The organism is Rhodoplanes elegans, assembly GCF_016653355.1.
In the GTDB taxonomy this organism is placed as follows: Bacteria; Pseudomonadota; Alphaproteobacteria; order Rhizobiales; family Xanthobacteraceae; genus Rhodoplanes; species Rhodoplanes elegans.
The window spans coordinates 1-10574 of the sequence record NZ_NHSK01000210.1; the positions used below are offsets into that span (position 1 = coordinate 1).

General features: G+C 70.8%; 12 protein-coding genes and 1 pseudogene. All 13 read right to left on the minus strand.

The annotated features are described in order from the left end of the window. Positions 1 to 306 (minus strand): annotated as a pseudogene (locus tag CCR97_RS24390) (hydrogenase assembly protein HupF); the annotation flags it as partial. Further along, positions 303 to 644, minus strand: a complete 342-nt coding sequence (gene hypA, locus CCR97_RS24395; RefSeq protein WP_111358064.1) for a hydrogenase maturation nickel metallochaperone HypA — start codon at positions 642 to 644, stop codon at positions 303 to 305. The pseudogene CCR97_RS24390 and the gene hypA, both read right to left, overlap by 4 nt. 33 nt (positions 645 to 677) lie before the next feature. Further along, positions 678 to 932, minus strand: coding sequence for a rubredoxin (locus CCR97_RS32385; protein ID WP_111358065.1), 255 nt, complete (start codon positions 930 to 932; stop codon positions 678 to 680). Beyond that, positions 929 to 1786, minus strand: coding sequence for a hydrogenase expression/formation protein (locus CCR97_RS24405; RefSeq protein ID WP_111358066.1), 858 nt, complete (start codon positions 1784 to 1786; stop codon positions 929 to 931). Before CCR97_RS24405 ends, CCR97_RS32385 begins: the two co-directional genes overlap by 4 nt. Then, the gene (locus CCR97_RS24410) at positions 1783 to 2226 is read right to left on the minus strand and encodes a thioredoxin domain-containing protein (RefSeq protein ID WP_111358067.1); all 444 of its coding nucleotides are present in this window, start codon (positions 2224 to 2226) and stop codon (positions 1783 to 1785) included. The genes CCR97_RS24405 and CCR97_RS24410 overlap by 4 nt, the downstream gene beginning before the upstream one ends. A 180-nt stretch (positions 2227 to 2406) precedes the next feature. Next, positions 2407 to 2736, minus strand: a complete 330-nt coding sequence (locus tag CCR97_RS24415) for a HypC/HybG/HupF family hydrogenase formation chaperone (RefSeq protein WP_111358068.1) — start codon at positions 2734 to 2736, stop codon at positions 2407 to 2409. A 1-nt stretch (position 2737) separates the two neighbouring features. Beyond that, positions 2738 to 3334, minus strand: a complete 597-nt coding sequence (locus tag CCR97_RS24420) for a HyaD/HybD family hydrogenase maturation endopeptidase (protein ID WP_111358069.1) — start codon at positions 3332 to 3334, stop codon at positions 2738 to 2740. Between the two features lie 15 nt (positions 3335 to 3349). Beyond that, on the minus strand, positions 3350 to 4087 hold the full coding sequence (cybH, locus tag CCR97_RS24425) for a Ni/Fe-hydrogenase, b-type cytochrome subunit (RefSeq protein WP_111358070.1): 738 nt from the start codon (positions 4085 to 4087) through the stop codon (positions 3350 to 3352). 270 nt (positions 4088 to 4357) lie between these two features. Beyond that, positions 4358 to 6148, minus strand: a complete 1791-nt coding sequence (locus tag CCR97_RS24430; RefSeq protein ID WP_111358071.1) for a nickel-dependent hydrogenase large subunit — start codon at positions 6146 to 6148, stop codon at positions 4358 to 4360. 17 nt (positions 6149 to 6165) lie between these two features. Continuing rightward, entirely contained in the window at positions 6166 to 7254 is a 1089-nt protein-coding gene (locus CCR97_RS24435) for a hydrogenase small subunit (protein WP_111358072.1), read from the minus strand. A 237-nt stretch (positions 7255 to 7491) separates the two neighbouring features. Further along, positions 7492 to 8943: a nickel-dependent hydrogenase large subunit gene (locus CCR97_RS24440; RefSeq protein ID WP_111358073.1), complete on the minus strand. Its 1452-nt coding sequence runs from the start codon at positions 8941 to 8943 to the stop codon at positions 7492 to 7494. Then, positions 8940 to 9944, minus strand: coding sequence for an NADH-quinone oxidoreductase subunit B family protein (locus tag CCR97_RS24445; protein ID WP_111358074.1), 1005 nt, complete (start codon positions 9942 to 9944; stop codon positions 8940 to 8942). The genes CCR97_RS24440 and CCR97_RS24445 overlap by 4 nt, the downstream gene beginning before the upstream one ends. A gap of 84 nt (positions 9945 to 10028) precedes the next feature. Beyond that, positions 10029 to 10574, minus strand: a 546-nt coding sequence (locus CCR97_RS24450) for a glycine cleavage T C-terminal barrel domain-containing protein (RefSeq protein WP_274611551.1), incomplete at its 5' end; no start/stop codon positions are given.

Sequence of the window (10574 nt, forward strand, 5' to 3'; positions counted from 1 at the left end):
GGTCGCGCGCAGATGTTCGGCGATCCGCTCGGCGATCAGCGCGTCGCGCTCGGCCTCGGCGTCCGGACAGTCGATCGCCGCGCCGGCCGCGCGCAGCGCCTGCCGGGCGGCCGTCGCCTGCGCCATGCCGCACAGCGCGAACAGGCGCCGCGCCATGGTGGGGATCTCGGCCGGCGCGCGGCCGACGAACATCGACGCCAGGCCGCGCGGGCGCGTGCTCGTCACCGACACGGACGCGATCCGGCCGGCCACGATCGTGGCCGCGACCGTCACGTGCCCCGCGTCGAGGGTGGCGCCGCCGCTCATTCCACCTCCAGCTCCTTCACCCGCAGCTCGTCGCCGGCCGTCATCTGCACATGATGCCGCCCGCACTCCGGGCAGGCGCCGAAGCGCTCGGCGAGCGCCACGGTCTTGGCGCAGTCGAGGCACCAGCCCTGGCCCGGAACCCGCACGATCTCCAGCCGCGCGCCCTCCGCCACGGTGCCGCGGCTCGCCGCGTCGAAGCAGAACAGCATCGCCTCGGGCTCGACATGTCCGAGGTCGCCGAGCTCCAGCACCACGACGCGGGCGCGCGAAAAGCTTTCGCGCCGCGCCGCGTCAGCGATCAGGTCGATCACGCCGAGCGTCAGCGCCATCTCGTGCACGGCGATGGTTCCGAAGCCGGTGGGACGACGTGATCACGTCGCATGCGAAACCCTCATGAAACGGTCGCGCGCGGCGTCGCAATGCGGGCAGCGCCAGTCCTCGGGCAGCGCCGCGAACGGCGTGCCGGGCGCCACCTGCCACACCGGATCGCCCAGCGCGGGATCGTAGACGGTCCAGCACACGCCGCATTCCATGCGGTCGCCGTCCGCGAGCGCGCCGTCTGCAAGCGCGCCCTCTGTAAGCGGGGCGTCGGCGGGCGCGTCGGCGTCGGGGGGCGGGAGGGTCATCGGAAATACGCCTCCTCGATGTGCCGCAGCCGCTCGGCGGAATCGCGGAAATCCTCGGAGGCCGCGCAGGCCGCGGCCGGCACGTCGCCGATCTCCAGCGTGTCCAGCACGATCTCGTCGGAGGCGTTGAAGAACTGCACCGACCAGACGTTTCGGGCGCCGGTGGCGAGCACCCGGCAGCTCCCGTAGCCGCTGGAGACGATCCGCACCGGCCCGTCGCCGAGCGTCGCCTGGAGGAAGCGCATGTCGTCGGGCGACATCGGCAGCAGCGAGAACGTGATGGTGTGGTTCGGCTGGCCCGGCTGCCAGGCCGTCATGCGCTCGCGGATCTCGGCGAGCACCGGCAGGGCGTTCATGGCGCCGGGCGGCGGCGCGCCGAACGTGATGGTCGGGGCCGCCATGGCGGCGGCGCGGCGGATCGCCTGCGGGATCGGGCCGACCTCGAGATAGTCGGCGAGCGGGCGCCCCTCGGCATCGGCGAAGCGGACCCGCCACAGGCCCGCCATGGTGGCCTCGCGGATCTGCGCGACGACGCCGTCCGGCAGCGCCACCGTGGCGGCGACCTCGCCCTCGCCGACGATGTCGGCGATCAGCGCGAGCTCGGTCTCGTCGAGGCCGGCGAGATCGAACAGCCGCCCCGGACGCTCGGCCTCCTGGGCGGCGAGCGCCTCGATCAGTAGCGGCACCAGGGCCGCCACCCGCGGGCAGCGGGCGACCATCTCGGCGCCGTCACGGCCGGCCAGGAGAGTGCCGGTGCGGCGGTCGCGTCCGGCCTCGAGGGGCTCGGCGCCGATCGGCATCACCGTCACGGCGCTCTCGGCGCCGTCCGGCGCGATCCAGAATCCGGCCTTCATGCGGGGGCTCCGGCGGGGGTGACGATCTCGACCTGCGGGCCGCGCGACGGCGCCATCACGGGCGTCGCCGGGTCGAGCCAGGCGGCGATGCGCGCCGTGTAGTCCGACCAGTCGCAGATGCGCGGCAGCACGCCGAGCGGGTCGGCGCCGCGCGTCATCACCAGGCTCGGCAGCACGGCGACATGGAAGCGGCGCTTCAGCGCGTCCTCGGCGGTACGGGCCACCAGGGCGGCGCGCAGCCGGCCCTGGAAGGCGATCAGCAGCTCGGGCAGGACGACGGCGACGTCGGCGGTCTCGCGATGCTGGGCCGGATCGCCGGTGAAGAACAGCAGCGTGTGGACCGGCGCCCCGGCGACCGGCGCGAGCGCGGCGTCGACCGAGGCGAGATCGACGACGGGAAGGCCATGGCGGGCCGTGAGGGCGTCCAGCAGCGGCGACATGCGGGTTCCGTCCTTGCGTTCCGTCCGCGACCCCGCCGCGGCGGGACCCCAACGGAAGAGAGAAACAGGTGTCCCGCTTGCGCGGAGACGAGCGGAGACCGAGGCTTCTGCCCGCTGGGCCGACCGAGACTGTCAGCCCGAAGCATTGCCGGGTGGAAACACTGCTGCCACTTCGGATGATCACTTATCAGGTGGGCGCGATGGCTCCGGCGCGGCCGCCGCAGCGAGGTGCGCCGGCAGCTCGGGCTCGCGGCCGATCAGGTCGGCGAACAGGTGGTCGAAGGGGCGCCCGTCGAGGGCGGCCGCGAGCGCGTCGAGGGCGTCGTCGATCTGCCGCGCCTCGGCCTCGTCGAGCACACGCACGGCGGTGCCGAGATGGACCAGCACGGGCGTGCCGGCCGGCTGCGGGCCGACCAGCAGCAGCGAGACGGGCTCGACCGCGCCGCGCCGCTCGCACATCGCCGAGAAGGCGTCGGCCGTGACGATCCGCATGGGGAGCCCGATGCACATGTCAGACGGCCCGGCGCTCGTAGGCGGCGAAGTCGATGTCGTGTGCGAGCAGGCCCGGCACGGCCGCGCCGTCGCGGGGCGCGACCGGAACGCCCCACGCGCGCAGGATCGCCACGGCGGCGTCGATCGCCGGGGCGAGCGCGGCGCGCACCGGATCGGTCAGCGCGCCGCCCCAGTTCTCCAGGTCGAGCGGCTGGCAGCCGACCAGCGCGAGCTCATCCGGATAGCGGCCGAGCAGGTCGGCGGCGGAAAGGACCTCCTGGAAGCCGGTCTGGTGCAGGCTCATCTTCTTGGCGCCGGTGAACTTCGGCACCTCGCCGTCGCGCACGATCTTCAGCGTGCCGGGGGCGAGGCCGTAGTCGATGGCGTCGAACACCAGAAGCCGATCCGCGTCGGCGACGAACTGCACGAGGTAGAGCCCCTGCGTGCCGCCATCCATCACGATGACGTCCTCGGGCAGCGCATAGGCGCGGTGGAACTCCTCCACGGCGCGGACGCCGAAACCCTCGTCGCCCCAGAGAATGTTGCCGATGCCGAGCACCAGGGTCTTGCGGGACGCCAGGGTCTTGCGAGCCTCTGGGGTGTTGCGGGCCTCCATCGGCGTGTCCACGGCTCAGTCCCGGAAGCCGTCGCGGTAGTCGTCGCGGAACACGCGCTCACCCGAGACGATCGAGGAGATCATGCTCTGGCGCGACAGGATGTCCTCGCGCACTGCCGCGTAGACGTGGCCGATGACGAAGACGACGATGCCCCACATGCCGAGATGGTGCCAGGTGTGGACGTCCTGCGAGTTCGGGAAGATGTCGAACACCCAGCCGAACATGCGGTACTGCCAAGACTCGATGCCGGCGCCCTCGCCGTACATGGCAAATCCGGTGCAGATCATGAAGATCAGCATCAGCACCAGGGCAAACATCGAAGCGTGACCGGCCGGGTTGTGGCCGATGTACTTCTTCGGGTCGCGGACGAGGAACATGTACCACTTGATCTCGTAGATCAAGCCACGCCACCAGGTGCGGTCCCACACCGGCACGACGAAGATCTGACGCGACCACTTGTTGCCGACGAAGGCCCAGAGGAAGCGACAGACGAGACCGATCGCCAGCACGTAGCCGGCGGCGAAATGGGCGAAGCGGATGTAGCCCATCTGATAATGGGCGCTCGCCTCGCCGGAGAGCGACGGCGGCGGCGAGCCGATCAGGTAGCCCGTGATCGCCAGCACCGTGATGCACAGCACCGTCGTCCAGTGCCAGATCCGCACCGGTGCCTGATAGACGTAGACGGTCTGGCGCCGCGGCGCGCGCTCGTCGACGCGGTCGATGACTCCGGGCAGACCGGATGCCTGGGCCATGGCGTTCCCCTCTATCTCACGACACCTTGTCTCGTGCCGTGTCTTGTTTCGTCGTCATGGCCGGGCTCGTCCCGGCCATCCACGTCTTGGTCTGCGTCTCGGTCGTCACCCTCGCCCGTGGGGAGAGGGGCGGGCGCGAGCAACGCTCGCGACCGGGGCGAGGGGCGCAGGCGCTCCGTCGGAGACCTCGGCACCCCCTCACCCGGACCGCTCAGCGGCCCGACCTCTCCCCGCAGGGGAGAGGTGAAAACCGCCGCTACGGCGGTGGAGCTATCGCACCGTGACGGTCGCCATCTCCTGGCCGTCCGGGCTCATCACGTGGGTCGAGCAGGCGAGGCACGGATCGAAGGAGTGCAGCGTCCGGATGATCTCCAGCGGCTGGTTCGGGTCGGCCATCGGCGTGTTCATCAGGGCCGCCTCGAAGGCGCCGATATTGCCCTTCGGGTCGCGCGGGCTGCCGTTCCAGGTGGTCGGCACGACGCACTGGTAGTTGTCGATCTTGGTGTCCTTGATCTTGATCCAGTGCGCCAGGGCGCCGCGCGGCGCCTCGGTGAAGCCGACGCCCTTCGCCTCCTTGGGCCAGCTCGCCGGCTGCCACTTTTCGGTGTTGGCGGTCGAGAGATCGCCGGCCTTGATGGCGGCGACCAGCTTGTCCTGGTAGTGGCGCATTTTCTGCGCGGCCCACTGGCATTCGAGGCCGCGCGCCGCGGTGCGGCCGAGCGTCGAAAACAGCGCCGTCACCGGCACGTCGAGCGTCTTCAGGACCTTGTCGACCGGCTCCTTGAACTCCGGCTTGCCCTGGGCGTAGCCGATGATGTAGCGGGCGAGCGGCCCGACCTCGACGGCGTTGCCCTTCCAGCGCGGCGCCTTGAGGAACGAGTATTTCGCCGCCTCGTCGAGCGCCTCGATGTTGGTCTTGGTGCCCTTGGTCGCGGGGCCGAGCGTGAAGTTCGGCTCGGTGATGCCGTCGTAGGGGTGCAGGCCCTTCGTCTCGTCCGGGTACTTGTACCAGGAGTGGGTGACGAACTCCTGCACCTCGCCGGGCGCCTCGAGGTCGATCGGGAAGATCTCCTTCAGGTTGCCGTTGAGAATGACGCCGCGCGGGAGCTGGAGGCTCTTGTCGGAGTAGTCGTTGGCGTATTCGGGAATGTCGCCGTAGGACATCACCGAGGTCGACGACAGCCCGCCGCCGTAGAGCCAGTTCTTGTAGAAGCCGGCGATGGCGATGAGATCCGGGATGTAGACCTGCTCGACGAAGGCGATCGACTGGTCGATGATCGACGAGACGAGGTTGAGCCGCTCCATATTGACGGCGCCGACCGCCCCAGTCCCGTCGACATTGATGGCGCAAGGAACGCCGCCGACCAGCCAGTTCGGATGCGGGTTCTTGCCGCCGTAGACCGTGTGGATTTTCACGATCTCCTTCTGGAAGTCGAGCGCCTCCAGATAGTGGGCGACCGCCATCAGGTTGGCCTCGGGCGGCAGCTTGTAGGCCGGGTGGCCCCAGTAACCGTTCTTGAACGGCCCGAGCTGGCCCGAGTCGACGAACTTCTGCAGCCGGATCTGCAGATCCTTGAAGTAGCCGGGCGACGACAGCGGCCACGGCGAGATCGACTGGGCGAGCGCCGAGGTCGCCTTCGGGTCTGCCTTCAGGGCGGAGACCACGTCCACCCAGTCGAGCGCGTGCAGGTGATAGAAGTGGACCAGATGGTCGTGCACCTGCAGCGTGAGCTGCATGATGTTGCGGATCGTGTTGGCGTTCTCCGGAATGGAGATCTTCAGCGCGTTCTCGACGGCGCGCACCGAGGTGAGCGCGTGGGTGCCGGTGCACACGCCGCAGATCCGTTCGGTGAAGGCCCAGGCGTCGCGCGGATCGCGGCCGCGCAGGATCACCTCGATGCCGCGCCACATGGTGCCGGTCGACACCGCGTTGCGGATGACGTTGTTCTGATCGAGATTCACCTCGACGCGCAGATGCCCTTCGATGCGGGTCACCGGGTCGACGACGACCCGTTTGCCGGAGTTGTCGAGCGAGAAGCCGTTCGGAGTCTGGATGGTCATGGTGCGCTCCCGACGGTTCAGCTATGCGGCTTGTGAGGGTCGTTGCCGGTCAGCTTGCGCACCGCCGTGACGCCGGCGTGGACGGCGAGGCCCGCCGCCACGGTGCCGGCCGCCACCATGCCGATCTGGTCGGCATTGGCCTCGACCCCGAAGGCCGAGATGTTGGTGAGCCGGTCGTAGAACGAGCCCTTGTCCCAGAAGCCGTCCTCGGAGCAGCCGATGCAGCCGTGGCCCGACTGGATCGGGAACGACACGCCGCCGTTCCAGCGCACCGTCGAGCAGGCGTTGTAGGTGGTCGGGCCCTTGCAGCCCATCTTGTAGAGGCAGTAGCCCTTGCGCGCGCCCTCGTCGTCCCACTCCTCGACGAACTGGCCGGCGTCGAAATGCGGCCGCCGGTAGCACTTGTCGTGGATGCGCTGCGAGTAGAACATCTTCGGCCGCCCCTGGCGGTCGAGCTCGGGCAGCTTGCCGAAGGTGACGACATAGCCGACCACGCCGGTCATCACCTCGGCGATCGGCGGGCAGCCCGGCACCTTGATGATCGGCTTGTTCCTGATCACCTTGTCGATCGGCACCGCCTGGGTCGGGTTGGGCTTGGCGGCCTGCACGCAGCCCCACGAGGCGCAGGCGCCCCAGGCGATCACGGCCATCGAGTCGTTCGCCATCTCGACGAGCTTCTCGACGAAGGGGCGGCCGCCGTCGATGCAGTACATGCCGTTCTCGTTGAGCGGCGGATTGCCCTCGACGGCGAGGATGTACTGGCCTTTGTGCTTCTGCCTAGTCTCCTGCAGGATCGCATCGGCCTGATGGCCGGCCGCCGCCATGATCGTGTCGTCGTAGTCGAGCGAGATCATCGACAGGACGACGTCCTTCACCAGCGGATGGGCAGAGCGGATGAAGCTCTCCGAGCAGCAGGTGCATTCGAGTCCGTGCATCCAGATCACCGGGATGCGCGGCTTGGTCTCCAAAGCGTTGGCGACCGTCGAGGCGCCACTCGCGCCGAGCCCGAGGCTCGCCGCCGTGAGACTGCAGAATTTCACGAAGCTGCGGCGCGAAATGCCCTGGCGCCGGATCACGTCGTAGAACGTCTCGCGCGGAGCGTCCATCGGCCGTTTCCCCTTGGTGTGTCTGGTCCCGTTGAGTCGGGTTGATCGACAGGGGATGCGCAAGAAGCGGGCCAGCCCGGGCTGGATCACCGTCTTGTTGGACTATTGCTGATAATAGAACGTTCTAATCAGGGGCACGCCGGGCGGGGCATGTCCATTCTCTCGTCCAGATCTGGAAACCCGGTTGTCACTGTCGGCCGTTCGGTTTCCAGCGAGCCCACCGCTAGGCGACGTCCGTCAATGCGCCGTGCAGACCATGCAGGGATCGAAGGAGCGCACGACGTGCTGGATTGCTGCGGCGCGGGAGCCGAGGGCGCCGACCGGCGTGCCGACCAGTGCCTGCTCCAGGGGGCCGGGCACGCCGGCGCTATCGCGTGGAGAGAAGTTCCAGGTCGTGGGAGAAATGATCTGATACCGGGCGATCTCTCCGCCCTGCACCGTGATCCAGTGGCCGAGGCTGCCGCGCGCCGCTTCCACCAGCCCTTCGGCGGCGGCCTCGGCGATCGCCGGACCGGCGACGTTGAACGGCGCACCGGCCCGCAGCGCCCGCACCCAGTCCTCCATGGCGATGGCGACGCGAGCGACCTCGATCAGCCGGGCGACCAGCCGGGCGAAGACGTCGGAGCCGCCGCCGGCGATCAGGGCGCGGGCGAGGGGATGGCCGTCGACGGCCTGGCGGGCCAGCGCGCCGACCTCGACCGGCCGGCCGGCCAGCCGCGGCGCCTTGGACCAGCCATAGGCGTCCGGCTTGTGCGGGTCCGGGCGCGTGTCGGCGGCGGCCGGATGGGCCGGGCCATCGGCCAGCCAGGCGGACGTCACGTCCTCGCCGATCTCCGCGGTGACGACGGGGCGGACCTCGCCGGTCCTCGGGTCGAGCACGCCGGAGCGGAACAGCGGCGCGCCGCCGCCCCGGTAGGCGCCGTAGCTCATCAGCGCCGTGGTGCCGCGGCCGAGCCGGTCGAACGCGAGATCGCGGGCGATCCTCACGAACGCGGCGAAGTCGCCGCCGGCCCGCCGCGGCGACCCGGCGAAATCGTCGAGCGCGGCGAGGCTGTCGAGCGCGACGATCTCCTCCAGGGGCGCGGCGAACAGCGTGCCTTCCAGGAACCGGCGGAGCTGCGCCATCGTGGCGACGAGCCGCATGGTCTCGCCGAGGTCGACGGCCCGGGTCGTGCCGCCGGGGCCGAAGGCGAGCGCGTGTGGCCACTTGCCGGCGGTGATGCCGACCACGTGCAGGAGCCGGGCACGCGCCGGCAGCATGTCGCCGGCCGCCGTGCCCTCGACCGCCTTGAAGCGGGCCGACACCGCCTCGAACCACGGCCGGCCGGCATACTCGGCCCGGCAGACGTCCGGCATGAAGAACAGATAGAAGTGGGTCAGGTGGTCGGCGATGTTCTCGGCCGCGTGGGCGAGGTCGGCGGCGAGCCCGCCGTTCGGGGGCGGTGCCACGCCTGAGGCCGCCCGCAGCGCGGCGGCGGCAGCCATCGACTGCGACACCGAGCATATGCCGCAGATGCGCGGCACGATGGCGAGCGCGTCCTCGGGCGGGCGTCCGACCAGGATGCGCTCGAAGCCGCGGAACAGCGGCGCCGAGACGCGGGCCGCGGCGACCCGGCCGTCGGCGACGTCGAGGGTCAGCTCGAGGTCGCCCTCCACCCGGTTGAACGGGCCGACGACGAGCCGCGTCATCCGGACCGGCCGCCCGGTCGGCCCGGCGGCACGATCGTCCGGTCGGCCACCGCGTTGTCGCGCACGCGCCGCGGCGTCGCCGACTTCGACAGTGCGGCGAGCGCGATGAACCACGCTTTCGGCATGTCGAGCGGCAGCCCGACCGGGATGCCGGCGACCTTCGGGGTCGCGGTGAAGCCGTGCGTGTCCTCGAAGCCCGGCGACGTGCAGGCGATGCAGGCGTAGCCGCCGTGCGTGCAGCCGCCGCCGCCCGACCAGCTCCGCTGATTGCAGTCGCCGACCGACTGGGTCGCCTTGCAGCCCAGGTGCTCCATCAGGCAGCCGCGCTCGCCGGCCGCGACGGCGCTCGCCTTGTACTCGTAGAACTCGTTGCGGCTGCAGCCGTGATGGGCGAGGTGGTCGGCGAAGAAGCGCGGCCGGCCGAAGCCGTCGAGCCCGTCGGGCGTGAGCACGCCGGCGGCGAGCGCCGTGAGCGTCTCGATCATCCAGCCGGAATGCGGCGCGCAGCCGGCGACGTTGACGACCGGAAGGCCTTTGCGCGAGCGATACTCCGCCCCGAGCAGGCCGCCGAGAGACTCCTTCTCGAACTGCAGGCCGGTCGCCTCCATCGGATCGGGATCGGCGGCCGAGATGCCGCCGAAGGCGGCGCAGCTTCCCACCGCGACGCAGTAGTCTGCCCGCCGCGCCAGCGCCGGGACGATGTCGAGCATGGTCCGCCCGGTGCCGGCGAGGCGCTGGCCGAGACCGGTGCCATCGGGACCGCGCAGCACCGCGCCTTCGATCACCAGCGCGTCGAGTGGCCGTTCGCCGCGCTCGATCGCGGCGAGGAGGTCGACGACGGTCTCGCCGGTCTCCTCGCTGAACGAGGGATGCCAGACGAGACGCAGGCCGAGGGCGCGCAGCTCGTCGAACAGCCCGGCGTCGCGGTCGAGCAGCGCCATGCTGCAGCCGCCGCAGCCGGCCGCCTGCAACCAGATCACGTCGAAGGTCCGGCCCGCCATGCGGCTCTCCTCGCGGTCAGGATAGAGCAGGGACGGTGACTGGCAAGCGGCGGCCCGTGTGACCGCCGGGACGCGAGGACGTCGTCAGGGCCGCTTGTAGCGGTTGGGGACGAAGGGCATCGGTGCGACCCGGACCGGCAGCCGCTTGCCGCGCACGTCGGCATGGAGGAGCGTCCCGAGCGCGGCGGACGCCGCCGTCACGTAGCCCATCGCGACCGGGGCGCCGAGGCTCGGCCCGAAGCCGCCCGACGTCACCTCGCCGACCGGCTCGCCGCCCTCGGCCGCCGCGTAGAGCATCGTATGGGCTCGCACCGGCGCCCGCCCCTCGGGCAGGAGGCCGACGCGGCGGCGTGCCGTCCCGTCGGCGAGCTGGCGCAGGATGATGTCGGCGCCCGGAAAGCCGCCGGCGCGGGCGCCGCCCGTGCGTCGCGATTTCTGGATGCTCCAGGCGAGCCCCGCCTCGATCGGCGTCGTGTGCGGGTCGAGGTCGCTGCCGTAGAGGCACAGGCCGGCCTCGAGCCGCAGGCTGTCGCGCGCGCCGAGCCCGATCGGCGCGACGTCGGGGTTCTGCAGCAGCGCCTCGCACAGCGCCTCGGCCTTGTCGGCCGGCACGCTGATCTCGTATGCCGT

Excerpts from the sequence above, each read along its gene's own strand:
- CCR97_RS32385 (WP_111358065.1), bottom strand. The coding sequence starts at position 932 with ATGACCCTCCCGCCCCCCGACGCCGACGCGCCCGCCGACGCCCCGCTT.
- CCR97_RS24405 (WP_111358066.1), bottom strand. The coding sequence starts at position 1,786 with ATGAAGGCCGGATTCTGGATCGCGCCGGACGGCGCCGAGAGCGCCGTG.
- CCR97_RS24410 (WP_111358067.1), bottom strand. The coding sequence starts at position 2,226 with ATGTCGCCGCTGCTGGACGCCCTCACGGCCCGCCATGGCCTTCCCGTC.
- CCR97_RS24415 (WP_111358068.1), bottom strand. The coding sequence starts at position 2,736 with ATGTGCATCGGGCTCCCCATGCGGATCGTCACGGCCGACGCCTTCTCG.
- CCR97_RS24420 (WP_111358069.1), bottom strand. The coding sequence starts at position 3,334 with ATGGAGGCCCGCAACACCCCAGAGGCTCGCAAGACCCTGGCGTCCCGC.
- cybH (WP_111358070.1), bottom strand. The coding sequence starts at position 4,087 with ATGGCCCAGGCATCCGGTCTGCCCGGAGTCATCGACCGCGTCGACGAG.
- CCR97_RS24430 (WP_111358071.1), bottom strand. The coding sequence starts at position 6,148 with ATGACCATCCAGACTCCGAACGGCTTCTCGCTCGACAACTCCGGCAAA.
- CCR97_RS24435 (WP_111358072.1), bottom strand. The coding sequence starts at position 7,254 with ATGGACGCTCCGCGCGAGACGTTCTACGACGTGATCCGGCGCCAGGGC.
- CCR97_RS24440 (WP_111358073.1), bottom strand. The coding sequence starts at position 8,943 with ATGACGCGGCTCGTCGTCGGCCCGTTCAACCGGGTGGAGGGCGACCTC.
- CCR97_RS24445 (WP_111358074.1), bottom strand. The coding sequence starts at position 9,944 with ATGGCGGGCCGGACCTTCGACGTGATCTGGTTGCAGGCGGCCGGCTGC.